The sequence below is a fragment of the Streptomyces sp. NPDC006925 genome (genome assembly GCF_042869575.1).
Classification (GTDB): Bacteria; Actinomycetota; Actinomycetes; order Streptomycetales; family Streptomycetaceae; genus Streptomyces.
In genome coordinates, this window is the sequence record NZ_JBIAGB010000031.1 from 43,171 (window position 1) to 69,652 (window position 26,482).

The window sequence follows — 26,482 nt, forward strand, 5'->3', positions numbered from 1 at the left end:
CACGCCCCTCGATTTCCCGCTGCCGCGCCCTGTCCCGGCGACCGCGCCGCTGGTTAGGGTGACGCCGGCGGTACGACGACCGGGAGGAGCACCAGCGTGGCCGACAGCACCATCGGGCAGCCCGAACTCGACCTCAGCCGGGCGCAGTGGCAGTCGAGCAGCCGGGGCACCGGCGATGTCGAGATCGCCTTCGTGGAGGGGTTCGTGGCGATGCGGCACGGCCGCCAGCCCGACAAGCCCGCGCTCATCTTCGACCCGGGGGAGTGGCGCGCCTTCGTCCGCGGGGCGCGCGAGGGCGAGTTCGACCTGACGTGAGGTCGGGCCGCCGCGTTCCGCTCCTCTCGAACGCCCCCGGCCCCGAGGTCCAGCCCCCGCTCCAGCATCCGCGCCCGCATCGGAGCGGGGGCCCGACAGGACCGTGCCGTCGCGCTGGGCGCTGCCCACGCTTCCGAGCAGGGCAGCAGCAGCCGCTGTCCGGAGGCGGCGTAGGGCCGATGCCGTCCAGCTCGCCGGCCCGCCGCGGGCTGCGGTACGAACCGGCCACGGTGGTCCCTCCGCCCGGGAGCCCTGGCCGTTCGCTTCCGGCTGCGTCCGGCTGCGTCCGGCCATGCCGGTCCGCTCCCGTCCGGCCCTGGGCGCCCGGCCCGCGCGGCCGCAGCGGGCCCGCCGCGCGGAGGCACCCCGCCGCGGGCCGACTGTCCAGGACGGAGGCCGGATGTTCCGGGGAGGACGGGCTCCCGGCCCCGCCTCCGGTCTCGCCTTTCCGCCGGACCGCTGCCCCGCGCCGGACCGGACGTCCGGCGGGCTGCTGGGACAGGGCGCCGCGGAGCGCGCGTGCGCCGGGGCGCACGGTGAGCAGCTGGCGCGCCGATCCGCGCCCCCGCGGCCCGCACCGTCCGGCACCGGGAGACGGCCGGCCGTCCGGCTGCCTGCCGGTGCGCGGCGCCCGGCGTCGGACGTCCCGACGGGGGAAGGCCGCCCGCCGTGCGGGTGGCGGGGCACTGACCGAGGGCGACCATCGAGGGGCACGTACTATTGCGGCATGTCGTTCCTCCGCCGCCGCAGCGCCGCCGTGCCCGCGGGCCCGGACTTCGATGTCCTGGCCATGGACCCGTCCGACTGGCCGGGGAATCTCGGCGCGGGACTGCTGCCCGCTCCGGACGGCACCTGCCAGGGAGTCTTCCTGCGGTACGACCTGTTCGGCGGCCGCGGTCCGGCGATGATCATCGGAAACCTCCCGGAGGGCTCCCCGGCGCGCGAGGTCGCCGACGACGAGGCGCCCTTCGAGGTGGTGCAGCTCCTGGCCGCGCTGGAGAACGACGAGCACGTCGAGGTCGTCAGCACCGAGGACGACCCGGTCATGCACGAGGACAACCTGCTGATCGTCCGCCGGGTCAAGCTCTCCGAAGACCGGATCTCCTGCGTCCAGTTCGACCGCAGCGACGGAGTGCTGGTCACCATCGCGAGCTGGGACCGCCCCATCACCAACGACCTCTACGCGCTCCTCAAACCGCTGCCCGCCGAGATGTTCCAGCAGTAGCCACCCCGGGCACCGGCCCGACGGCCGACGGGCACCGCCTCCGGGCCGGAGACGGTGCCCGCCCTCCTGAACGGCCCGCTCAGCGGACCACGCGCACGTCCGCCGCCTTCACGAACGCGATCCGGTGGCCGAGCTGGATCTGGTAGTACCGCTGCTTGCCCCGGACCACCTGGAAGTTCTCCGCGTCGGGGTCGTAGGTGACGGCGTACAGATACTCGCCCGACGTCTTCAGCCCCGCGACGTAGCGCTGCCCCGCGGCGACCTTGTACGGCAGCGGCGAGAGAGCCTGCACCGGTACGCTCTGCGGATAGGCATCCGCCTCGGGGTAGGCCCGCCCGTACACCGGGATCTCCGTACGCCCCTCGCGGGGCGTGAGCACCGTGCCCCGGCCGGGCACGGCGCTGCGCCGGCCGGCGGGGTTGTGGAACCACGCCTTCTGGCCGAGATACCAGACGGCCGTCCAGTCGCCCTTCCGGTCGGCGACCGCGTACTGCTGGCCGGTGGTGGCCCGGGCACCGGTGTCGTTCACCCCGGTGGTCGACGGGGAGCCGTCGGGCCGCAGCCCGATGTCCTCGACCAGCGGCGAGGACGCGTCCGGCGCCTGGTGCAGCCGGACGGCGGAGGAACCGTGCTCGGGGCAGGGCTTCCCCGCGCCCTCGCAGCCGGTGTACAGCGGCTTGTGCTCGTCATAGTCGGGCCGGATCGTCACCACGCCCGACCGCGGGCCGGCCTTGGGCGTGAAGGGCTTGCCCATCAGCGTGAAGTAGTGCTGCCAGTCCCAGTAGGGACCGGGGTCGGTGTGCATGCCGGGGACGCTGGAGGCGGTCGGGCCGGGCACGTTGTCGTGGCCGAGGACGTGCTGGCGGTCCAGCGGGATGTCGTACCGCTTGGCGAGGTACTTCACCAGCCGTGCCGAACTGCGGTACATCGCCTCGGTGTACCAGGCGTCCGGGTCGGTCAGGAAACCCTCGTGCTCCAGGCCGACGGACTTGGAGTTCACATACCAGTTGCCCGCGTGCCAGGCGGCGTCCTTGGCCCGCACATGCTGCGCCACGTGCCCGTCGGACGACCTGAGCGTGTAGTTCCAGGAGACGTACTTCGGGTTGGTCACCAGACCCAGGGTCGTCTCGTACGTCCCCTCGGTGTCGTGGACGACGATGTAGTCGATCTTCTGCGACCGGGGGCGCCGCGTCTTGTCGTGGTTGCCGTAGTCCTCGGCGCCGGAATCGTCCGTCCACTTCTCGTACGCCGCCGGATACCACTCGCAGTCCACGCTCCGCGGGCACTCCACCCTGCCCCGGGGACGGTGTGCCCGGTCGGACGCCTGCGGGGGGCGCAGCCGGGGGGTGGCCCGGAGGGTGACGGCGGCGCCGGTGTCGGTGGTCCGGCTCTCACCCGTGCGCAGCACGTCGAACACGTCGTCGGCGAACGCCGTGGCGCTCGGCTCGCCGCGCCCGCCGCCCGGATAGGCGGCCACGGCCTCGTACCAGTCCGCCGGATCGGCGCTCAGCGGGTGGCCGAGCCGCCGCTGCGCGTCCGCGAGGAGGGCGGCGCCGCCGCGCAGATTGGCTTCCGTGGAGGAGCGCATCCGGGCCGCGTCGAGGCCGGTCAGCTCGGCGGCACGCGCCAGCGTCCGCAGCCGCGCCGGGAGCTCTCCCGCCGGCTGCGGACGGGCGGGCCGCGCGGTGGAGTGGAGCGGGCGGGCGCTGTCGCCGCGGGCGTCCTCGGCGGAGAGGTGGCCCTGTGTGCGGGAGGAGGCCAGGGCCGTGCGCGCGTCGGTGAGATGCATCGGCCCGTACCCGCCGGAGACACTGGGGGACCCCTGGTGCGCGTTCCAGCGCGACTGCAGGTAGGAGACGCCGAGCAGGACCTTCTCGGGCACGTGGTAGCGGTCCGCGGCAGCGGCGAACTGCTCCTGGAGCGTTCCGCCGTCGGGCTGGTCCGCCGTCGCCGGGCTGCCCGCCGTCAGCAGCGGGACGACCAGCGCGGCGGCCGCCGCGGCGACCACCGCGGAGCGGGTGCCGCGCCGGTCGGTGTGTCTTTCGCCGCGGCGGCCGCGTCCGGCACTGCTGCCGTCAGCGGGTGCGCTGTCTGGGTCACGGAAGGGTCGTGGCAATGCCGCCTCCTCGGACAGTGCGCCGTGAGGTCACGGACGCGAGCAGTCCTCAGACGTACCCATTGGCCGACGATCCGTCAATCATTCCGCGCGGCTGTCAGTTCGACGCCACACCAGCGAACCCGTTCTCGCACCTCGCCCCGGGCCCGGTGGGGTGTGCGTGCCCGGGGCGCCACCGGTGCAGACCGGTGAAGCCCCGGGGCACCCCACCCGTCCCGGCGCCGCTCCCGGCGGATGACCCGAACGGCCCCCTCGACACGGGTTCAGCGGGTGCCGACCGCCGCGCGTACGGCCCGCCGCGCCGTGGCACAGTCGTCGTGCAACCTGCGCAGCAACAGCCGCTGCTCCTCGCCTGTCGGGATGCCGCCCGCCCGGACCGCCGCGGCCGCTTCCGCCGCGACCTGCGGCGAGGGATCCCGCATGGTCCGCTGCACAGCCGCCTCGTAGGTGCGGATCTCCCGGGTGAGGATCAGCATCAGATTCACCAGGAAGGCGTCCCGTGCCGCCGGACCGGCCGCCTGGGCGAGCTGGCTGATCTGACGGCGCGCCAGCGGCGCGTCCCCCAGCGCGGCCCACAGGGAGGCCAGATCGTAGCCGGGCAGATACCAGCCCGCGTGCTCCCAGTCGACCAGCGAGGGCCCGGCCGGGCCCAGCATGACGTTGGTCAGCAGGGCGTCCCCGTGGCAGAACTGCCACGGCACCCCGCGTCGGCCGCCCGGCCCCCGGTACTGCACCAGTCCGTGCAGCAGCTTCTGCAGATCGCCCAGATCGCGGTCGGTCAGCAGGCCCTGCTCGTGGAAGCGGGTCAGCCGGGCCGGGTAGTCGAGCGGGCGCTCGAACGCCGACGGGGGCGGCTCCCACTCGTTCAGCCGGCGGAAGGAGCCGATCACCGCCCGCAGATCAGTCCGGGGCGGCGCCTCGACCGGATGCCGCTGGGCCGCCGCCACCCGCCCCGGAACCCGCTCGATCACCAGGGTGCAGGTGTCCGGGTCGGCGGCGATCAGCCGCGGAGTACGCACCGGCGGACGGTGCCGGACGAAGGCGCGGTAGGCCGCTATTTCGTGCCGGAAGCGCTCGGCCCAGGCGGAGGAGTGGTCCAGCAGGCACTTGGCGATGACGGTGTTCCGTCCCGCGGTACCGGCCAGCAGCACCGAGCGCCCGCGCCTGCGGAGCAGTTGGACAGGGGCGAACTCCGGGCAGATCCGGTGGATCGAGGAGATGGCGGCACGGAGCCGGGTTCCTTGCGGGCCGGACAAGTCCAGCCTCCCGCTGACGGGTGGGGACACGGTGCTGGGCGCGCGGAGGTCCATGCGGGCGCCGGAGTGCGGGACGACCGGCCCCGGCGCCCGCGCGGGATCGCGTGCCGGATCGGGGGCCAGCACTGCCGGCCCCCTTCCGCGGGGCGGGGGCACCGGGGCCGCACGCGGCCGACGCTGCACGGACACGGGGGATGGTGCTGAATACATGGGCGCGCGAGATCCCTTCGTGTGCCGACGGGTTTCCGCGCCTCCCCGGCTGCCCGTCCGGACCTGAGCACCCTGGGGAATGCGGGGGCCGGGCGGAACGACCGGGGTGGCGCGTTCCTACACGACACCCGGTCCCGGGTGGCACACCATCTGGCGGACCCTGGCGAACCCTGGCGAATGTTCTCGGGCCCGGCCTACCCGTGCGTACGGGAGCTACTGTCAACTCAGCCGAGAACCTGGGGGCTTGACGTGACAAAGGGACCCAACGCGCGCCTCGCGGACCTCTTCGCGCTCGCCGGATGGTCGAAGGGCGAACTCGCCCGGCTGGTCAACCGGCAGGCGGCAGCGATGGGGTACGCGCAGTTGGCGACGGACACCTCCCGGGTGCGGCGCTGGATCGACACCGGGGAGACTCCGCGTGATCCGGTGCCCAAGGTGCTGGCGTCCCTGTTCACCGAGCGTCTCGGCCGTGTCGTGACCATCGAGGACCTCGGGTTCACCGGGCCGGGGCAGACAGCTCAGGCGGAGCCCGTCGACGGGCTGCCTTTGCCGTCCGGCCAGGTCGCCGCGGTCCTCACCGAATTCACGGGAATGGACCTCATGCTCAACCGACGCGGCATGGTGGGCGCGGGCGCCGCGCTCGCCGCAGGATCGGCACTCAGCAGTGCCATGCACAACTGGCTCGGCAGCGACCCGGTGACGTCCCGCGCACAGGGCACCGGAGGGGCGGTCCACGCGGTCCCCGCCGGCCACTCGGCCCACGACCGCTACGAGGCCGCTCCGGTCGGGCGGCAGGAGGTCGAGGCGCTGGAACACTCCGTGGAGGTCTTCCGCGCCTGGGACGCCGAACGCGGCGGTGGCCTCCAGCGCAAGGCCGTGGTGGGCCAGCTCAACGAGGTGGGCGGGATGCTCTCCTACCACCACCCGCAGCAGCTGCAGCAGCGGCTGTGGGGCGTCGCCGCCAACCTCGCGGTGCTCGCCGGCTGGATGTCCCACGACGTCGGCCTGGAGCCCACGGCCCAGAAGTACTTCGTCATCGCCGCGCACGCGGCGCGGGAGGGCGGTGACCGGCCGCGGGCCGGAGAAGCGCTCTCCCGCGCCGCCCGCCAGATGGTGCACCTGGGCCGTCCGGACGACGCGCTCGACCTGGTCAAGCTGGCCCGGTCCGGCTCCGGCGACGAGGCCCTGCCCCGCACCCGCGCCATGTTCCGCACGATCGAGGCGTGGGCGCAGGCGTCCATGGGCCGGGGGCAGGAGATGCGGCGCACCCTGGGCCAGGCCGAGGAGCTGTTCGCCTCGGACCGGGGCGACATCGCACCGCCCGGCTGGATGCAGATGTTCGACGAGGCGGATCTGTACGGCATGGAGGCGCTGGCCTTCCGCACCCTCGCCGATCACGAACCCGCCGCCGCCAGGACCGCCGAACAGCACGCCAAGCGGGCACTGGTGCTCCGCGAGGAGGGGCGTCGGCGCTCCCAGATCTTCGACTACCTCTCGGTGGCCTCGGCGTGCTTCATCTCCGACGATCCGGAGCAGGCGGACCGCTACGCCCGCCTCGCCCTGCTGTCCATCAGCGAGAACTCCTCGCACCGCACCTGGGACCGGTTGCGCGAGATGTACCGGCTCACCGGGCAGTACGCCGGTCACGGCAAGGTCGACGACCTGCGCGCGGAGATCGAGGAGGCGCTTCCCCGGGCGCCGAAGCCGTCACGGACCGGCAGGAGCCTCAAGGACGCGGGGGAGTTGCGGCGGGCCCCCGGCGACATCCGCAGAGTACGCGGAGCGAAGGGGGCCGAGACGGTGTGAGACGGAGGACCGGGCCGGGGCCGTGCGGCAGCCCGGGGCGGGCACCGGCCCGGACCACCGGAACCCCGCGGGCGCCGACCGAGGGGCGCCGGGCCCACCGGGGCCGGTCCGGAGCGAAGCGGGGCCGCCCCCCGGCGCCGCTTCTGAGGGCGCCGCCCCTCAGGACGTCACACGGACCACGAGCACGCACGCGTCGTCCTCGCGCTCCCGGTCGGCGAACGCCTCGGCGACGGCCCGGACGCACTCCTGTGCGGAGTCGGCCGCGGTGAACCGGTCGGCGAGGGCCAGGAGGCGGGCGCTGCCCGCGTGCAGAGCCGTCGACCGGGGCCCGGAGCCGGGGCCGGAGGGCCGGAGCGCGTCGTCGGGTGCCAGCCCGTCGGTGTGCAGCACCAGCAGATCGCCAGGCTGCAGTTCCACGGTGCGCTGCCCATAGGCGGCACCCGAGGTGACGCCCAGCAGCACGCCCTCCGGGCGCGGCAGCACGCCGCCCACCCCGCCCCGGAAGAGCAGCGGCGCCGGGTGGCCGGCCTGCGCCCAGGTGAGGGCGCGGGCGCGCGGCTCGTACCGGCAGCACAGGGCGCTGCCCAGGGACGGCTGGGCGGTCGAGTCCAGGAGTTGGTTCAGATGCCCCATCAGCGCCCCCGGCCCGACACCGGCCAGCGCCATTCCGCGTACGGCACCCAGCAGCATGGCCATGCCCGAGGTCGCGGTGACACCGTGCCCCGTCAGGTCGCCCGCCGTCAGCAGCGTCGCACCGCCGGGAAGTTCCATCGCGTCGTACCAGTCGCCGCCGATCAGCGAGCTGGACGCGGAGGGCAGGTAGTGCGCCGCCAGATCGAGCGCGCCGGTGGTCCGTTCGTCGCCCTGCGGGAAGCGCAGCGAGCCCCGCCAGGGCGGCAGCACGGCCTCCTGGAGTTCGACGGCCAGCCTGTGCTCGGTCCGCGCGAGGTGCCGCTCGCGCTGGAGCGAGTCCCGGGTCTGGCGCACCGCGTGCTCGCTGCGGCGCAGCGCGCTGACGTCCCGCACCACCGCCCACATGGAGGCGGTGCTCCCGTCGCCGTCGAGCACCGGTTCGCCGACCAGGTGGACGGTGCCCACGGAGCCGTCCGGCCGTACCAGCCGGAACTCCTGGTCGATGGCCCGGCCGTCCACCAGGCAGTCGGTGAACGCGGTGGCGAGCGCGGGCTGGTCCTCGGGGACCACCCAGGAAGGCAGTTCGTCCAGTGAGAGCGGGCCGTCCCGCTCGGTCCTGCCGAAGATCCCGTACAGCTCGGGTGACCAGGACACCTCGTCGGTCAGCAGGTTCCACTCGGCGCTGCCCACCCGGTCGCTCCGGGAGGGCGCGGGCTCCTCGGAGGGCCGGGCCGCGGAGTAGGCGGCGCCCGGCGTGTCCGCCGCGGCCTCCCCGGGCGGCTGGTCGGCGGACGGCCACGCCCGGGGCGTCTCGGGGGGCATGCCCTCCCGTAACTGGTCGAGCTGGCTGCCCAGGTCGTCGAGCTGGTGCACGGCCAGCTCGCACAGCGCGCGCCGCCACCGCGTGCGCGGGTCCGCTTCGGCGACCCCCGGGTCCGGCTCCGCCTCCGCGTCCGCGTCCGCGCCCCGGCGCACGGCGTCGAGGCGCCCCCGCAGGGTGCGCGCCTGGGTGATCAGAGCGTCCAGCGTGCCGCGATCCGGGGGCTGCGGTGCCGAGCGGTCCGCATGGAGGTAGGAGGCCATGGAGAACTCCGATACGGGGGAGAGTCGATTACGACTGTGACACAGCCCGCGACTCCCCGTAAGGGATTCGGCCACACTCGATGCGGTGGTGCTGCCGTCATATGTCCCGGTAGGCCGCCCGGGGCCCGGTCGGGAGATCCGGTCCGGGTGCCGCGGGCGGCCGGGCTCGGCGGAATGCGTCACTCCGGGTAAGCTCCGGCTGCCGACCGGGTGTCCTCGCTCCGAAAGGTGAAACCCAGGAGTAGAACCGCGGTCACCGGCAAGAATGCCCGGCAACGGAAATCCCGTTGCCAGTCGAATACCCCGCACCGGATGCTGACTCTTATGTTCGTCGATTCCGTCGATTCAGACATAGCGCCCAGCGGTACGCTGCTCGGCCTCCTGCAGAGGGGCCGCGGCGACGGAACGCTGCACGCGCTCGCCGCGCCGCGCGCCGAGGCGCTCGGCGCGCTACGGCACTGTGTGCTGCACGACCCCAGGCGGGACTGGCAGGTCGAGCACCGCTCCCTGTACTACGCCCGTCTGCACAGCGAGCTGGAAGCCGGGCTCGACGACATCGCCGCGCACCTCTTCGACCCCGCTGACCTGCTGTGCACCCCCGAAGAGGCCGAGAGCCGCACCGGGCTCGCCCTCTCCGTCCTCGGCCACCTCGCCTCCTACGCGGCGGCCCGGGGCGGGAGCCGCCAGGACAACGCCCCCCTGCGGCTGCTGCGCCGCTATGCCACCACCGGTACCAACTGGCAATGGGCGCTGGACGAGCTCGCCGTCCGCGACACCGACGCCGGACTGCGTCCTCTGGGCCCTGCCGTGCTGGCCCGCTTCCCCCGCACCCCGGAGGGCGACGCCGAGCTCGCCGAAGCCGCGCGCGACGCCTTCGAGCCCCGTCCGTGGCGGCTGTGGTCGGAGGACCCGGCGCATCCCGAGCAGGCCGAGCGGCTGCGCCGGGCCCGGGAGTGCCGCTCCTTCGACCGCTGGCAGCGCCAGCTCCGCAGCCCAGGACCGCGACCCGGCTGGAGTGTGCGGGAGATCCTCGACTGGGCGCAGGACGGCCACGACCAGCACCCCCGCCAGCACCGCGAGGCCCCCGCCGCCCGCTGCCTGTCCGCCGTCGCCGGGCCCGAGGACCGCCCGCTGCTGCTGGCCGCGGCGCGCGGACCCCACGAGGCCGCGCGGGCCGCCGCACTGCGGCACCTGGCCGACCGCAACGACTCCGACGTCCTCGACCTCGTCGAGGAGGCCGCCGCCGACCCGGCCGAGACCGTCGCCGACGCTGCCACCTGCGCCTTCGCCCGTATGCGGTCGCTGGCCGCGCTGGAGCGCGCCCGCCGGTGGGCGGCCGCACCCGAGGGCGCCCTGCCGCCCGGACTCGCCACCGCCGCCGCCGAGATGCTGGCCTGCCGGGGCGGTGAGCAGGACGCCGCGGCCGTCCTCGCGGCGCTGCGCCGCACCATCCGCCTGGAAGGGCCCGACAGCCCGGCACTGTGGCCGCTGGTGGACGGCGCCGGGCGGCTGTCCATCGGCTGCGCGGCGCCGGTGCTGCGGCACATCTACCGGGAGACCGCCTCCTCCCAGCTGCGCGGGCGCACCGCCCGCTCGTTGGCCGCCACCGACCCCTCCTTCCCTGCCGGGTTCGCCATCGAGTGCCTGTGGGACTGCGAGGAGTCCACCCGGCAGGTCGCCGCCGAGCACGCCGCAACCGGAGACGCGCGCGTCGTGGAGCGGCTGCGCAGGCTGGCCGCCGATCCGGCCGAGGAGGCGGGAGTCCAGACCGCCGTGCGCGGCCGCCTCACCCCGCCCGCCTGACCCCTGCGACCGCCCGGCCCCTTCGGCGCCGCCCGGCGGGGCGGGTGCAGCCGGGCCTCTCCGCCTTGCGGCGGGGCGCGCCACGGGCACCATGGATGAGGTGGGTGGCCGCTGGGAGTTCTGGGTGGACAGGGGCGGAACGTTCACGGACGTGATCGGCCGACGGCCCGACGGCACGCTCGTGAGCCGCAAGGTGCTGTCCCACGACCCGTCCCGGCCCGGCCGGGACGCCGCGGTGGCCGGGATCCGCGCGCTGCTGGAGGTGCCGCCGCACGACCCGGTCCCGGCGGACCGGATCGAGGTCGTCAAGATGGGCACCACGGTCGCCACCAACGCGCTGCTGGAACGCACGGGCGAGCCCACGGTCCTGGTCACGACCCGGGGCTTCCGGGACGCCCTCACCATCGCCTACCAGAACCGGCCCCGCCTCTTCGACCGCCGCATCGTGCTGCCCGAGGTGCTGCACGACCGGGTCGTGGAGATCCCGGAGCGGCTGGGTGCGGACGGCACCGTGGTGCTGCCGCTGGACCGCGACGCGGCGGCCCGCGCCCTCCGGGAGGCCCGCGAGGCGGGTTTCCGCAGCGCAGCCGTCGTCCTGCTGCACGCCTACCGGTACCCCGCGCACGAGCGCGAGGTCGCGCGTCTCGCCCGGGCGGCGGGCTTCTCCCAGGTGAGCTGTTCGCACGAGGTCAGCCCGCTGATCAAACTGGTGCCGCGCGGCGACACGACCGTCGCCGACGCCTACCTCTCGCCCGTGCTGAGCCGTTACGTGGCGGACGTGGCGGACGAGCTGCAGGGTGTGCGGCTGATGTTCATGCAGTCGAACGGCGGACTGCGGGAGGCGCGGCACTTCCGGGGCAAGGACGCCGTGCTCTCCGGCCCGGCCGGTGGTGTCGTGGGCATGGCACGCAGTTGCGCGGAGATCGGGCAGGGGCGGGTCATCGGCTTCGACATGGGCGGCACCTCCACCGACGTGTCGCACTACGCGGGCGCGCTGGAGCGGGTGTTCGGTACGCAGGTCGCCGGAGTGCGGATGCGGGCGCCCATGATGGACATCCACACGGTGGCGGCCGGCGGCGGCTCGGTGCTGCACTTCGACGGCGCCCGCTACCGCGTCGGACCCGATTCGGCGGGCGCGGTCCCCGGCCCCGCCTGCTACCGCCGCGGCGGCCCGCTGACCGTCACCGACGCACAGGTGATGCTGGGCCGCATCCAGCCCGCGTACTTCCCCGCCGTCCTCGGCCCCGACGGTGACCTTCCGCCGGACGTGGCGGAGGTCCGCGCAGGCTTCGGACGGCTCGCCGAGCAGACCGGCGACGACCGCACCCCCGAGCAGGTCGCGGCCGGGTTCCTGGAGATCGCCGTCCTGAACATGGCCAACGCGGTCAAGAAGATCTCCGTGCAGCGCGGCCACGACGTCACCCGCTACGCGCTGGCCAGCTTCGGCGGTGCGGGCGGGCAGCACGCCTGCGCGGTCGCCGACGAACTGGGCATCGGGACGGTGGTGGTGCCCCCGATGGCCGGAGTGCTGTCCGCGTATGGGATCGGCGTGGCGGACGCCACCGTGCTGCGGGAGCAGTCCGTCGAGGAGGAACTCGGCGCGGAGCGGCTCGCCGGGGTGCGCGACCTGTGCGCTCGCCTGGAGCGGCAGACGCGGGAGGAGTTGCGCGCCGACGGCGTCCCCGACGAGGCCATCAGCACCACCGCGCGGCTGCAGTTGCGGTACGCCGGAACGGACGCCGCGCTGACCGTCCCACTGGGCGGCGCGGAGCGGATGGCCCGCGACTTCGCGGCCGAGCACCGGTCGCGCTACGGATTCACCATGGACAAGCCGCTGGTGGTCGCGACCGCGGTGGCGGAGGCGACCGGCAGGGCCGGGCGGGTCGCCGTGCAGGCGCCCGCGTCCGGATCCGCCGGGGGTGCCGCGCAGCCGCACGACGCGGTGCGGATGTTCACAGGCGGGCGGTGGCAGGACATCCCGCTCCACCGGCGCGAGGAATTGCGTCCCGGGCAGCGGGTGGCCGGACCGGCCGTCGTGGTGGAGACCGACGCCACCACCGTGGTGGAACCGGGCTGGGCGGCCGCGGCCGATCCGCGCGGGCATCTCGTGCTGACCCGGGTCCGGGCCAGGGCGGCGGGGCCGGCGGTGGGCACCGGGGTCGACCCGGTGCGGCTCGAGGTCTTCAACAACCTCTTCATGGCGATCGCCGAACAGATGGGGGCCCGCCTGGAGAAGACGGCGCACTCCGTCAACATCAAGGAGCGGCTCGACTTCTCGTGCGCGCTCTTCGGCCCGGGGGGCGACCTAGTCGCCAACGCGCCGCACATTCCGGTGCACCTGGGCTCCATGGGCGACACCGTCAAGGAGGTGCTGCGGCGCACGGCCGGCGAGATGCGCCCGGGGGACGTCTACGCCGTCAACGACCCGTACCACGGGGGCACCCATCTGCCGGACATCACGGTGGTGACCCCCGTCTTCGAGCAGGAGGGCGACCGGCTGCTCTTCCTGGTCGCCTCGCGGGGCCATCACGCCGAGATCGGCGGCCTGACGCCCGGCTCGATGCCCGCCTTCAGCCGCACCGTCGAGGAGGAGGGCGTGCTGTTCGACACCTGGCTGCTGGTGCGGGACGGGCGGCTGCGCACGGAGGAGACCCGTGCGCTGCTCACCGGCGCCCGCCACCCCTCCCGGGACCCGGACGCCAACCTCGCCGACCTGCGCGCCCAGATCGCGGCGAACGAGAAGGGCATCGCGGAGCTGCGCGCGACGATCGAACAGTACGGCCTCGACGTGGTGCAGGCGTACATGCGGCATGTGCGCGACAACGCGGAGGAATCCGTGCGCCGGCTCGTCACCGGACTGCCCGACGGCGCGTGCGCGTACGAGACCGACAGCGGTGCCGTGATCCGGCTGGCCGTCACCGTGGACCGGGCCGGCCGCACCGCACTGCTCGACTTCACCGGCACCTCGGCGCAGCGCGAGGACAATCTCAACGCGCCCAGCTCCGTGGTGCGGGCCGCTGTGCTCTATGTCCTGCGGACGCTGCTGGCCGAGGACATCCCGCTCAACAGCGGCTGCCTGGCCCCGCTGGAGGTGCGCATCCCGGCGGGCTCGATGCTCGCCCCCGTCCGTCCCGCCGCCACCGTCGCGGGCAATGTGGAGACGTCGCAGGCCGTCACCGGCGCGCTCTACGCGGCGCTGGGTGTGCAGGCCGAGGGCTCGGGGACGATGAACAACCTCACCTTCGGGAACGCGCGCGTCCAGTACTACGAGACCGTCGCCAGCGGCGCGGGCGCGGGGGACGGGTTCGACGGCGCCGACGCGGTCCAGACGCACATGACCAACTCGCGGCTGACCGATCCCGAGGTGCTGGAGTCCGGCTACCCGGTGCGGGTGGAGGACTTCCGTATCCGCCGCGGCAGCGGAGGCGCCGGGCGCCGGCACGGCGGCGACGGCGTGGTGCGGCGGCTGCGCTTCCTGGAACCGGTCACCGTCGCACTGCTGACGAGCCACCGGCGGGTGCCGCCCTACGGGATGGCGGGCGGCTCCCCGGGCGCGCTCGGGGACGACGCGGTGGAGCGCGCCGACGGCACCCGCACCCCGCTGGCCGGGCGCGATGTGGCGGAACTCGGGGCGGGGGACGTGCTGGTGCTGCGCACGCCCGGTGGCGGCGGCTACGGCACCCCGCCGGGCTGACCCGCAGCGCCCGCCGACCGGCGGACGGCCGGCGGGCATCCGAGGACCGGTCCGCGGCCCCCGTGTTGTCCCCTTTCGGCCGGTGCGGTTCACTTCCCCCATGAGCGAGCACGCGCTGGACCAACTCCGCAGCGAACGAGAGCTGTTGGAGCGCACCAGCACGGCGGAGAGAGTCGCGGGCATCCTGCGCGCCCGGATCATCGAGGGCGGCTTCCTGCCGGGCATGCGGCTCGCGGAGGAGGACATCGGCGGCGCGCTCGGGGTCTCGCGCAACACCCTGCGCGAGGCGTTCCGGCTGCTCACCCACGAGCGGTTGCTGGTGCACGAGCTCAACAAGGGCATGTTCGTGCGCAAGCTCACCGTCGAGGACTTGGAGGACCTGTACCGCGTGCGCCGCCTCCTGGAGTGCGCCGCGCTGCGCGAACCGGCCGGGCCGCCCTGCCCGCAGGAGGCCGCGGCGGCGATGGCGGCGGCGGTCGCAGCCGGGCGGGACGCGGCGGCCGCGCACCGGTGGCGCGACCTGGGGACCGCCAACATGCGCTTCCACCAGGGCCTCGTGCAGCTCGCCGGCAGTCCGCGGACCGATGAGATGATGCGCGGGGTGCTGGCCGAACTGCGGCTGGTCTTCCAGGTGATGGACGATCCCCGCCGCTTCCACGAGCCCTACCTGCCGCGCAACGAGCAGATCCTGCGTACCCTTCGGGACGGCGACGGGCCGGGCGCCGAGCGACTGCTCGCCGACTACCTCGACGACTCCCGCCGGCAGCTGGCGGAGGCGTACGCCCGCCGGCTGGGCTGACCCGGTGCCCGGTGCCGCCGCACTGCACCGGAGCGGACGTCCGGGCCGGGCTGCCGCGCGCCATGCGGCAACCGCCCGGACCGTGACAACCGTGCCGTTTCGGATCCTGTCAGGGGGACCGCATAATGTGTGCGTCGTGACTGAGAGCGCCACCACGACGAGCACCCCGGTACGGACCGGTGCGGCCGCACCCTCCCCGGCTCCGGGCCCCGCGGCCGACGAGGGCCTGGCCCGCCGCCTGCGCGCGCTCGCCTGCACTGCGCCGCTGCACGACCTCGACACCCGCAAGGCCAATCTCGCGGGCGAGTACCGCGCCTACGAGATGGCCGAGCTGGCGCTGGCCGCCATCGACCTGGTCACGCTCCAGATGGACTTCGACACCGGCGCCGACCACGATCAGGTCGTCGCCAAGCTGCTGCCGCGGGTCGCGGCGCAGGCGCCCGAGCGCGCCACCGCCGAGCACGAACGCGTGGCCCGCTGGGTGCTGGAGAACATGATCAACGTCGGCAGTGTGGACCGCGGCTTCCGCGCCGTCTACGGCACGTTCGGCCCGGACGGCAGCTACGTGCGGCGGGACTATGACTTCAAGCTCGTCGAAGAGGTGCCGGGACCCGGCGGCAGCGTGTATCTGCGCACCACCGACGAGGCCGTCAACGTCCTGGTCGGCGCGCTGGACACGGACGTCACCAGCGCCCAGATCGCCGCCGAGGTCAAGCTGGAGGTCCTCATCAGCCGCGGCCGCCTCGCCGACGCCCAGCTCGCCGCGGAACAGGCCCGATACCGCACGGTCCAGTACGCGGAGACGCTGCGCCGCACCCTGGAGGCCACCCGGCGCGACGTACGGGCCGTCGACTGGCTGAGCGCCGTCCCCGACATGATCAACGAAGCCCTCGACCACGTCGCCGACCGCTACCGCCACGAGAACGCCATCCTCACCAACATCCGCAAGGCCCGCGACGAGGCCGCCGCCGAACGGGGACCGGACCACAAGCGCCGCGCCGCCGAACTGGTCGACATCGTCAAGGACTGCATCCGCCGCCACACCCAGCTGCAGTCCCGGCTGCTGGAGGCCGGCCCGCTCTTCCGCGCCGAACAGGACCGGCAGTCCTTCGCGCCGCCCGCGGCCCGCGCCGGACTCGACCTCCACGGCCAGCTCCTGGCGCCCGTGCTGCCGCTGGCGCTGTCGGATGCGTGCCGGGTGACCGACGCCTTCTTCGCCCGCGGCGCCGGGCTGCGCACGCCCGGCACCGTACGGCTGGGCGACCTCACCGACCTGCTGCTGACCCCGCCGGCGCCGCGCGAGCACCTCGGCGCCGCGATGCCCGAGCCCGACCTGGTCGCCACCCCCGACGACAGCCGTTTCAGCGAGGAGCAGTTCGCGGCGGCCACCGAGCTGCTGGAGCTGCCGCCGGACGCGCCCCGGCGGCTGTCCGGCCTGCTGGCCGACGCCCGTCGGCGCGACCCGGAGCTGCCGTACCTGATCGCCCTCCTCGCCATCCACGCCGCGAGCCCACCGGTGGGCACGGCCTACCGGCAGGGCGAACAGCGGCTGCTGTTCGCCGTCGACGACGGAGAGCAGCTCGACGATCCCGAGTTCGGCGGAGCCGACCTGATCGTGGGCACGGCCCTGCTGGACGCGGCGGGCATGGCCGCGGACCGGACGGAGGCCGCATGAGCCCGCAGCCCGCCGCTGCCCGGCCCGGCAACCCTGTGAACTGGAGCGACCATGACTGACCCCGCGCCGGAGCCCGAGTACGAGGCGGGGCCCGCCGACACCGCGCCGACGCCGCGGGTGACCCCCGCGGACGCCGCCGACGCGGCCCGCCTGGTCTCCTTCGGCCTGCAGCCGAAGCTGGTGCCCGCCCGGGACGCCGAGTACACCGAACTCCTGCGCCGCTACCGCGACGAGCCGCCCTTCGCGCGGCTGGCCGACGCCGTCGCCACCGGGCTGGGCCTGGTCGTGCTGGAGGTCTCCCCCCGGGCCGGCATGGCGCTGGCCGCCGCCGAGGACTCCGTCTTCGCGGTCCGCATGGGCGACTACGCGCGCCGGGCCGGTGCCGACTCGGCGGACCGCTTCCTGCACGGCCTCGCCCATCTGGCCTGCGCCGCGATGGCCTTCCCGCGTCCGGAGGACCTGGCCGACGACGGGTACATCGGCCGGATCAGCGTCAACGGCGTGGACTCCTTCGTGCGGCAGGCGTGCCGCAGACTGGAGGAGCGCGCCGAGGCCGAGGGCGAGAACACGGACCCGGCGACCGACGCGCCCGGGCTGGAGGCCGCCTGGCGCGTCTACGCCCGGCGCAGCGCGACCGGCGCCACCAAGGACGCGCGGCGACTCGCCGGTTCCACCACCGGCATCATCGCCAAGGCCGTCGCCTTCCTCGCCGACTCCGGGTTCCTCCAGCGCACCGGGGACGACGCGGGCGGCACCTACCGCACCACCGCGCGCTACCAGTTGCAGGTCCGCGACATGGCGGGCAGCGCCGCCATGGCCGAATTGCTGGAACTGGGCGTCGTACCCGTCTCGGACGGCACGGCCAGCCTGCTTCCGCCCCAGGACGACGATCCGGAACTGGTTCCGGACGCCGGACTGCCCTTCCACTCCTGACCGACCGCCCCCTCGGGCACCGCCCGTCCCACCAACGAGAGCCCCGCCGCCATGTACGAGCTGTCCCGGATCCGCCTCTACTCGATCGGGCCCGCCGGTGCGCGCTACGCCGACACCGTGCTGGACCTGCGCGGGGTGGGCGAGCCGGTGCCCAGCCCCGCACCGACGCAGGCGGACTTCTTCGAGGAGGAGCCGCAGGGCCCGCCGCGCCGCCCCGCCCCCGCCGGGGTGCTCTTCCTGGAGAACGGCGGCGGCAAGTCCGTCCTGCTCAAGCTGATCTTCTCGGTCATGCTGCCCGGCCACCGCAACACCCTGGGCGGCGCCAGCTCGGGTGTACTGCGCAAGTTCCTGCTCGCCGACGACTGCGGGCACGTCGCGCTGGAGTGGCAGCACACCAGGACCGGCGAGACCATCGTCGTCGGCAAGGTCAGCGAGTGGCGCGGCCGCCAGGTCTCCGGCGACCCGCGCAAGTTCGCCGAGGCGTGGTACTCCTTCCGGCCGGGCCCCGGCCTGTCCCTGGACTCCCTCCCGGTCGCCGAGTCGGCGGCGCTGCGGCCGCGTGCCGAGGGCGCGTCCTCGGCACGCGGCAGACGGCGCACCATGAAGGGCTTCCGCGACGTCCTGGCCGAGACCGGCAAGGCGTACCCGAACCTGGACGTGGTCTGGGAGGAGATCCACGAACGCTGGAACGAGCACCTGACCACGCTCGGCCTCGACCCCGAACTCTTCCGCTACCAGCGCGAGATGAACGCCGACGAGGGCGAGGCCGCGGGCCTGTTCGCCGTCAAGAACGACTCGGACTTCTCCGACCTGCTGCTGCGCGCCGTCACCGACACCCGCGACACCGACGGACTCGCCGACCTCGTGCACGGCTTCGCGCACAAGCTCGGCCGCCGCGCCGAGCTGACGGCCGAGCGCGACTTCACCGCCGGTTCCCTGGAGCATCTGCACCGCATCACCGAGGCCGCCGAGGCCCGGGCCAGGGCCCGGGAGATCCACGCCGGGGCCGAGCGCCGCACCCGGCAGCTGGCCCGCCGCCTCGCGGCGCGCGGCTCGCGGGAGCGGGGCCGCGCCGCCGAGCTGGCCGAGCAGCTCCAGCAGGCACAGGAGTCGGTGACCGGCGCCGAGGACGCGCGCATCCGCGCCTCCCGCACCGCCGCCGAACTGGCCTACCGGCACGCCTCGCTGGCGCTGGCCGCCGCGGAGAAGTCGGGGGCGGCGCACAAGCGCGAACTGAGCGAGGCCCGCACCCTGCACTCCGCCTGGCAGGCGGCCGAAACCGTGCTCGCGCACCGGACAGCCGCCGATCGTTCGGCCCGGGTGGCCGCAGCCATCCAGGAGGCCGAGCGCGACGCAGCGCCCGCCCTGGAGGCCCGCGCCCGGGCCGCCGGTGCGCTGGTGGGCGCCCTCAACGCCGCGGCCCGGGACAGCGAGCGCATCGCCGGTGAGCAGGAGGAGCGCTCCGCCGTGCTGCAGCACGAGGGCGAGGCCGCGCATCGGGACGCCACCGCGGCCGCCACCGAGGGGGAACGCGCCCGCAGCGAGGCCGAACACCTGCGCCAGCGCCGCGCCGAGGTGGAAGCGGAGATGGAGCAGGCCGTACGCGCCGGCTGGCTCGACGACAGCGACCCGGAGTCCGACCCGGCGCGTGCCGCACTGGCGGCCGGCGACGCGGAGAAGAGCGCGGTCGCCGCCTTCGACTCGGCCCGGGACGCGGCGGTGCGCAGCGGCGAGCGCGCCCGGGAGCTGGCCGACCGGCACGCGAGTGCCGAACTCGCCGCCGCCCGCGCCGCGGACGCCGCGGAGGCCGCCGAAGGGGCGTACACCGCCGAGCGCGCCGCGGCCGAAACCCTCGGCGCCGAGGAGCGCCTGGCCGAACTCCTCGGACTGCCCGACCGCCCGGCAGCGGAGAGCGCGGGGGCCGCCGGGCCCTCCCGCCCCTCCGTACCGGGCCAGCGGGACGCGGGCAGCGCCCCCGGCCCCCAGACGTCCGCTGCGCACACCGGACCCGCGGCCGGCCGGAGCACCGGTGCGGTACCGGGCCAGGGCCGCGCCCCGGAGGACGGAGCGGGACGGGGCGCACGGCCCGCTCCCCGCGCGGTGCCCGACCACGGCACCCCCGCCGTCCAGGGGCCGCTCTCGGCGGAGGAGCTGGACCGCAGTGCCGAGACGCTCCAGGAGCTGCTGGACGAGGGCGTGGCCGCGGCCGAGCGGCAGCTGTTCGAGCTGCGGACCGCGGCCGCGGACGACTCCAGGATGCTCGGGGCGCTCGGCGACGGCGGACTCCTGCCGCCCGGACCCGATGTGACCGCCACCGTCGAGTACCTGGGCGAGCACGGAGTCCCCGCGCTGCCCGGCTGGCGCTACCTCGCCCAGGCCGTCGACCCGGCCGACCACGCCGCGGTGCTCGCGGCCCGGCCGGAACTGGTCGACGGTGTCATCATCACCGACCCCGAGAGCCACACGCGCGCCCGCGAAGTGCTGGCCGGCGCGGTGCTGCTGCCCCGCTCCGCGGTGGCCGTCGGCACCTCCGCCGCGCTGCTGGCCCCCGCGCCCGCGCCGGACGGCGGCGGGGAGGGTTCCGCCGCCGGACAGGTGTTCCTCGTTCCGCCCAACCCGGCGATGCACGACGAGGACGCGGCCGACGGCGAGCGCGGCCGGTTGCGGGAGCGCGCCGCCACCCGGGACGAGGAGATCCGCGGCCTCGCCGCGCGGCTCTCCGCCGACCGGGCGCTCGCCGCCCGGCTCGCCTCCTGGCGCGGGAGCTGCCCCGAAGGCCGCCTCGCCGAGCTCGCCGAAGCCGCGGCCCGGGCCCGCGAGGCCGCCGAAGCCGCCCAGCAGCACCTCGCCCAGGTCCGCGAGGACCGCGCGGGGGCCGACGAACAGGCCGCCGAGACCGCGCGGGTCCGCGACGAGCGCCAGGAGGCGGCCCAGCGGGCGCGCCGTGCCGCGGACGCGCTCGCGGGGCTCGCCTTCCGGCTGCGGGAGCGCGCCGACTGGCAGGCCCGGCTGCGCGAGCTGTCGGATGAGGTGGCCGCCGCGCGGGAACGCGCCGAGCAGTGCCTGGAGCGGGCACGCGCGGCCGATGAGGAGCGCCGCGAGGCGCAGCGCGCCGCGGACGACGCGCGCCGGACGGCGCGCACCCTGCGCGCCGAACGGGCCGAGATCGCCGGCGTTCCCGACGATCCCGCGCAGCAGGATGCGGATGCGGACGGCGGCACCCCGGCGGCCGAGGGCACGGCGTCCCTGCCGGACCTGCGCGCCGCCTACCGCTCCGCCTCCCAGCTCTACGAGAAGGTGGGCGTCGGCGCCGACCTGCGCGCCGAACAGGCCCGCTCGGAGGGCGACGAGTCCGCGGCCAAGGCCGCCCTGGACCGGCTCAGCAACAAGGTGCGCACCCGCGCGGCCCAGCTGCTCGAAGGCCCGGACGGCGCCGACGGCCCCTCCCGGCAGGCCGCGGCGGCCCGGGCCGAAGCGCTCGTCCAGCGGCTGGAGGCGCGCGGCTCCGACATCAGCGAGCAGCTCGGCAGGTTCCGCGGCGAGGCCGAGCGGCTCTCGCCCAGCGAAGGCGAGCGCCACACCGAATTGCCGGACGAACTGGTGCCCGCCGACGCCGCGCAGGCCCAGACCCTGCTGCGGACCGCCAACGCCGAACTCGCGGCCCGCGGCGACGAACTGGAAGCGGCCCGGGCCGCCCACACCGCGCTCCAGCGGGACCATTCCGCGGCGGAGGACGCCGCCGGCGGCTTCGACGAGACCGCGGCCGCCCTCCGCGACCTGCTGCGCGATCCGGCCGCTCCCGTCCCCGGCGGCGACGGTGAGGAGGCCCCCGAACCGTACGCGGGCGGTCCGACCGAGGCCCGGCAGGCGGCAGCCGAGGCCAGAAGGTCGCTGCGCGGCTGCGCCGCCGACCTCGGCACGGCCGAGCAGTCCGTGCGCGAGGCCTGCGAGATGCTGGTGCGGCACGCCAACTCCAGTCGCTACGAGCAGGTCCGCACTCCGGCCCGGCAGCAGGTGCGCGAACTCCCGGCCTCCGCGCTGCCCGACCACGCGGCCGCCTGGGCGACGGCGTTCGCCCCCCGGCTGCGGGTCCTCACCGACGAACTTGCCCAGTTGGAGCGCAACCGCGACAGCATCGTGGACCGGCTGCGCGGCCTGGTCGAGTCGTCACTGACCACGCTGCGCTCGGCGCAGCGGCTCTCCCGGCTGCCGGAGGGGCTGGGGGAGTGGTCCGGCCAGGAGTTCCTGCGCATCCGCTTCGACGACCCCGACCAGGCGACCCTGACCGAACGGCTGGGCGAGGTCATCGACGAGGCCACCCGTGCGGCGGTCCGCAAGAACTCCGATCTGCGCCGGGACGGCATGACGCTGCTGCTGCGCGGGGTGCACGCGGCGCTCCAGCCGCGCGGTGTCGCGGTGGAGATCCTGAAGCCGGACGCCGTGCTGCGGGCCGAGCGCGTTCCGGTCGGGCAGATGGGCGATGTCTTCTCCGGCGGACAGCTGCTGACCGCCGCCATCGCCCTGTACTGCACGATGGCGGCCCTGCGCAGCAACGACCGGGGGCACGACAAGCACCGGCACGCCGGCACGCTCTTCCTGGACAACCCGATCGGGCGGGCCAACGCCACCTATCTGCTGGAGCTGCAGCGGGCGGTCGCCGACGCGCTGGGGGTCCAGCTCCTGTACACCACCGGGCTGTTCGACACGACGGCACTGGCGGAGTTCCCGCTGGTGATCCGACTGCGCAACGACGCGGACCTGCGTGCCGGGCTGAAGTACATCAGCGTGGAGGAGCACATGCGCCCCGGGGTGCCCCGGCCGGAGGCCGAGGAGGACGAGGCCGCGGTGCACGGGGAGATCACCGCGACACGGATGTTCCGCCGGCCCGGCCAGGATCCGTCCGGCGGTCAGGACGAGCCGCGCGCGCGGCCGCAGGAGCCGGACGCCCGGCCGGACGTTCCCGCCCCTCAGCAGCCGGGTGACGCGTCGGATGCGGCACACTCCCCGCACGGCTGACTCCGGGGGCGGCTCCCGGAGCCCCGGAGCCGCCCCGCTCCGTCCCCGTGCCCGCTGTGCGGTGGCGGTCGGCCAGCGCCCGCCGTCGGGCGGCGCTGCTGGGCTCGGAGAGCACTCCGTGCCGCTGCACCCACACCTGCCGGGTGATCCACACGTCGAGGACCGCCCACGTGGCCACGATGGTGCTGCCGATGGTCGACAGCACCATCGGGAACGCCAGCCAGACGGCGGCCAGCGAGCAGAAGAACGCGACCATGAGCTGCACCAGTGTCAGCGCCGCGACGATCACCGCTCGCACCGCCGCCGTCCGTACCGGGTCCGGCAGGCGGGGCTTCGCATACATCTCTTTCACTCCCCCTTCACTACCCCCTGATCCTCCCATGCTTCCGTAAACGTGGGCTGTGCCACACACTTCGAACGTCCGGAGGGGCATCGACGGACAACTCAGGATGAGGCACCCTGGACTGCCTGGTCGAACGCTCCCGCACGCCTACGAGTTGCCGGCGCCCCGGTAGTAAGCTCAAGCCGTTTGCTGTCGGTTCACACCCCCGTGCGCTGGGGAAGACGTAGGGGAGGCCATGCGCTTTCGCGGGAAGTCCATCCGCCGGAAGATCGTGGTGCTGCTGCTGGTGCCGCTGGTCTCCCTGCTGTCCATCTGGGGCTTCGCGACCTACATCACCGCCACCGAGGCGAACAGCCTGCTGCGCCTCGACGAGGTGACCCACAAGATAGGCGAGCCGTCCGAGGACGCCGTCCGCACCCTCCAGCAGGAGCGCCGCCAGATCATGGTCCATGTCGCCGATCCCCGCGGCGACAAGGGGCTGTCGAAGCTGCACGCCCTCCAGCGCACCACGGACCGTGAGGTCGCCGCGGTACGCCGCAACGCGGACGACAGCGGTCTGCGCGCCGAGCTGGGCCCCGACTCCGAGGCCCGCTTGGACGACTTCCTGGAGGCCCTGGACGGGCTGGAGACGCTGCGGACGCGGGTGGAGCAGGACACCATCACCCGCGGCGGTGCCTTCCAGGCGTACAACGAACTGATCGATCCCGCCTACGCGCTGGTCAACTCGCTCAGCGCGGTGGACGACATCGACCTGGAGAAGCAGGGTCGGGCACTGGTCGGTGTGAACCGTGCGCGGGAGTACCTCTCCCGGGAGGACGCGCTGATGGCCGCCGCGTACGCGGCCGGGCAGTTCACCCGCGGCGACCAGCGGGCCCTCTCGGACCGGGTGGCCGAGCGCAACATCGCCTACGAGAGCAACCTCCCCACTCTGCCCGCCGAGGACCGGCAGTTGTTCGAGAACTACTGGAACAGCAGCGACGGCCGCACCCTGCGCAGCTACGAGGACGCCGTCATCGCCGCGGGACCCCGCACCACCGAGGGGCCGGTCAGCGAGGAGCGCTGGCGGTTCGCCATGAACACCGTCATGCAGGATCTCCGGAAGATGGCGAAGCAGACCGACCAGCGCTACCACGAGCGCGTCGACCCGGTCGCCACCCGGGTGCTCGTCCAGGCGGCGGCCGCCGGTGTGCTGGGCTTCCTCGCTGTCCTCGCCTCCCTCGTCATCTCCATCCGCGTCGGCCGCGGCCTGGTCCGCGACCTGAACACGCTGCGCAGGGAGGCCGGCGAGGCCGCCGGTGAGCGGCTGCCGAGCGTGATGCGCCGGCTGGCCGCCGGCGAGCGCGTGGACGTCGAGAGCGAGTCGCCCCGCCTGGAGTACCCGCAGGACGAGATCGGCCAGGTGGGCCAGGCTCTCGACACCCTCCAGCGCGCCGCCGTCGAAGCCGCCGTCAAGCAGGCCGACATGCGGCGCGGCGTCTCCGAGGTCTTCGTCAACCTCGCCCGCCGCAACCAGGTGCTGCTGCACCGCCAGCTCACCCTGCTCGACGCCATGGAGCGCCGTACCGAGGACGCGGACGAACTCGCCGACCTCTTCAGGCTCGACCACATGACCACCCGGATGCGCCGGCACGCCGAGGGTCTGGTCATCCTCTCCGGTGCGACGCCGTCGCGGCAGTGGCGCAAGCCCGTCCAGCTGATGGACGTCGTGCGGGCCGCCGTCGCCGAGGTCGAGGACTACGAGCGGATCGAGGTGCGCAGGCTGCCCCGGCTCGCCGTGGACGGCAGCGCGGTCGCCGACCTGACCCATCTGATCGCCGAACTGCTGGAGAACGCCACGGTCTTCTCCCCGCCGCACACCGCCGTGCAGGTGCTGGGGGAGCGCGTCGCCAACGGCTTCACCCTGGAGATCCACGACCGCGGCCTGGGCATGACGGCCGAAGCGATGCTGGACGCCAACCTGCGGCTCGCCGAGACCCCCGAGTTCGAGCTGTCCGACACCGACCGGCTGGGCCTGTTCGTGGTCTCGCGGCTGGCCCAGCGCCAGGGCGTCCGGGTCTCGCTGCAGCCCTCGCCCTACGGCGGGACCACCGCGGTCGTCCTCATCCCCGGCGCGGTCCTCACCGAGACCCCCGGCCGCGACGACGAGTCGCGCGGTGTCCGCGGTGCTGCGGGGCCCGGTGCGGGATCCGCCCGGCCGCTTGACGGCCCCGTCGAGTTGGAGGCCCCGCTGGAGAACGGGGGCCGGTCCGCTCGGGAAAGCGGGCCCCGCAAGCTCCCCCGCGGCTCTGAGGCCCCCGCGGTCGCCCCGGCGGGAGAGCAGCACCAGCAGGCGCGGGACGAGACCGCCCCCGCCTCCCGCACGGACTCCCGAGGCGGTTCCGAGAGCGTCCCGGCCCCCGGCGGGGACGAGGACTCCGGCACCGGTGGGAGCGAATCCGCGGAGGGCGGCCGCAGGCCCCTGCCCCGGCGCCGGCCGGGTGCCCCGGTCCTGGTGTCCGACAACGGGCGCACCGTCGACCCGGACCGGCAGACCCCGGCGGAGCGCCCCGCGGGCAGCGGGCCCGCACCGCTGCCCCGCCGCAAGAAACCCCGTACCCATCCGCGCACGGGAGCGGAGGACCGGGCGTCCTCCGGGCAGACGTCCTCCGCGGAGGGGTCCGAGGCCGCCTCCGGGCCCGGAGGCACCGCCGCCGGGCCGCACAGTCCCGAGGGAACCGCCGGCCCCGGCGCCGGCGGCGCGTCCGGACGCGAGGAAGGCAGCCGTCCGGAAGGCACGCCGTCCGGGGAATCGGGCACCGAGCCCGAACGCCCCGGCGGTCTGCCCCGCAGGGTGCGGCAGGCCAGCCTCGCACCGCAGCTCAAAGGGGACGCGCCGACGGTCAACACCCGTATGCCGCAGCCGCGGACGGATTCTCCAGGATCCAGCGCGCCGGAGGTCGCCGACCGCGACGCCGACGAAGTGCGCAGCAGGATGGCATCCCTCCAGCGCGGCTGGGAACGCGGCAGACGCGAGAGCGAACCGCCGCACGAGGCGGGGGAGTCAGCACCAGGAACAACACCGGGAAGGGACGGTCGATGACCGCACCAGACACCGCATCGCACCAGGCTGGAAGCGGTGAACTCAACTGGCTCCTCGACGAGCTGGTCCAGCGCGTCGCCAGTATCCGCAAGGCGCTCGTGCTCTCCGGGGACGGCCTCGCCAGAGGCGCCTCGGAGGGCCTGTCCCGCGAGGACAGCGAACACCTGGCGGCTGTCGCCTCCGGGTTCCACAGCCTCGCCAAGGGGGTGGGCCACCATTTCGGCGTCGGCGGCGTACGGCAGACCGTGGTCGAACTGGAAGAAGCGTTCCTCTTCGTGACTGCCGCCGGGGACGGGAGCTGCCTCGCCGTCCTGGCCGACCAGGACGCCGACGTGGGCCAGGTCGCCTACGAGATGACGCTCCTGGTCAAGCGTGTCGGGGCGCATCTGGGCACCGCACCGCGCAGCACCCCGGGCGACAGCGGCACGCCCGGAGCCGGGTGACGGCGCGGCGAGGATGACGGGCGACGGGACGAGGAGCGGGAGGAGGCGGGCCG

Annotated in this window: 14 protein-coding genes; 11 read left to right on the forward strand and 3 right to left on the reverse strand. The window is 74.7% G+C overall.

The window, feature by feature from the left end; all coding sequences use genetic code 11:
- Window positions 1-96 precede the first annotated feature (96 nt).
- Window positions 97-315, forward strand: a complete 219-nt coding sequence (locus ACFYNS_RS28685) for a DUF397 domain-containing protein (RefSeq protein WP_019356239.1) — start codon at window positions 97-99, stop codon at window positions 313-315.
- Between the two features lie 727 nt (window positions 316-1,042).
- Window positions 1,043-1,540, forward strand: a complete 498-nt coding sequence (locus tag ACFYNS_RS28690; RefSeq protein WP_019356240.1) for a hypothetical protein — start codon at window positions 1,043-1,045, stop codon at window positions 1,538-1,540.
- A gap of 79 nt (window positions 1,541-1,619) precedes the next feature.
- Here the strand turns inward: ACFYNS_RS28690 and ACFYNS_RS28695 are convergent, their stop codons facing one another.
- On the reverse strand, window positions 1,620-3,656 hold the full coding sequence (locus ACFYNS_RS28695) for an N-acetylmuramoyl-L-alanine amidase (RefSeq protein WP_388605705.1): 2,037 nt from the start codon (window positions 3,654-3,656) through the stop codon (window positions 1,620-1,622).
- 263 nt (window positions 3,657-3,919) lie between these two features.
- On the reverse strand, window positions 3,920-5,122 hold the full coding sequence (locus ACFYNS_RS28700) for an aminoglycoside phosphotransferase family protein (protein ID WP_360298341.1): 1,203 nt from the start codon (window positions 5,120-5,122) through the stop codon (window positions 3,920-3,922).
- Window positions 5,123-5,371: 249 nt separating this feature from the next.
- Between ACFYNS_RS28700 and ACFYNS_RS28705 the strand changes: the two genes are divergently transcribed.
- Window positions 5,372-6,928, forward strand: a complete 1,557-nt coding sequence (locus tag ACFYNS_RS28705; RefSeq protein WP_360298344.1) for a hypothetical protein — start codon at window positions 5,372-5,374, stop codon at window positions 6,926-6,928.
- A 159-nt stretch (window positions 6,929-7,087) separates the two neighbouring features.
- On the opposite strand, the gene ACFYNS_RS28710 is transcribed toward ACFYNS_RS28705, so the two are convergent.
- Window positions 7,088-8,644, reverse strand: a complete 1,557-nt coding sequence (locus ACFYNS_RS28710; protein ID WP_388605707.1) for a PP2C family protein-serine/threonine phosphatase — start codon at window positions 8,642-8,644, stop codon at window positions 7,088-7,090.
- Window positions 8,645-8,968: 324 nt separating this feature from the next.
- On the opposite strand from ACFYNS_RS28710, the gene ACFYNS_RS28715 reads away from it, so the two are divergent.
- The 8 genes from ACFYNS_RS28715 to ACFYNS_RS28750 all read left to right on the forward strand — a co-directional run bounded on the left by ACFYNS_RS28715 (window position 8,969) and on the right by ACFYNS_RS28750 (window position 26,429).
- Entirely contained in the window at window positions 8,969-10,447 is a 1,479-nt protein-coding gene (locus tag ACFYNS_RS28715; RefSeq protein WP_360298364.1) for a HEAT repeat domain-containing protein, read from the forward strand.
- Window positions 10,448-10,547: 100 nt separating this feature from the next.
- A complete protein-coding gene (locus tag ACFYNS_RS28720; RefSeq protein ID WP_388605709.1) occupies window positions 10,548-14,141 on the forward strand; it encodes a hydantoinase B/oxoprolinase family protein in 3,594 nt (1,197 codons plus the stop codon).
- 100 nt (window positions 14,142-14,241) lie between these two features.
- The gene (locus ACFYNS_RS28725) at window positions 14,242-14,940 is read left to right on the forward strand and encodes a GntR family transcriptional regulator (RefSeq protein WP_360298353.1); all 699 of its coding nucleotides are present in this window, start codon (window positions 14,242-14,244) and stop codon (window positions 14,938-14,940) included.
- A 136-nt stretch (window positions 14,941-15,076) separates the two neighbouring features.
- Window positions 15,077-16,615 (forward strand): hypothetical protein, encoded by a 1,539-nt coding sequence (locus tag ACFYNS_RS28730; RefSeq protein WP_360298356.1) that lies wholly within the window; start codon window positions 15,077-15,079, stop codon window positions 16,613-16,615.
- A 51-nt stretch (window positions 16,616-16,666) separates the two neighbouring features.
- Entirely contained in the window at window positions 16,667-17,548 is an 882-nt protein-coding gene (locus ACFYNS_RS28735) for a hypothetical protein (RefSeq protein ID WP_360298359.1), read from the forward strand.
- 51 nt (window positions 17,549-17,599) lie between these two features.
- Window positions 17,600-22,564: a hypothetical protein gene (locus ACFYNS_RS28740; RefSeq protein WP_388605711.1), complete on the forward strand. Its 4,965-nt coding sequence runs from the start codon at window positions 17,600-17,602 to the stop codon at window positions 22,562-22,564.
- Between the two features lie 578 nt (window positions 22,565-23,142).
- Entirely contained in the window at window positions 23,143-25,986 is a 2,844-nt protein-coding gene (locus ACFYNS_RS28745) for a nitrate- and nitrite sensing domain-containing protein (protein ID WP_360300968.1), read from the forward strand.
- Complete coding sequence (locus ACFYNS_RS28750) at window positions 25,983-26,429, forward strand: roadblock/LC7 domain-containing protein (protein WP_360300966.1); 447 nt, start codon at window positions 25,983-25,985, stop codon at window positions 26,427-26,429. Before ACFYNS_RS28745 ends, ACFYNS_RS28750 begins: the two co-directional genes overlap by 4 nt.
- Window positions 26,430-26,482: the final 53 nt, after the last annotated feature.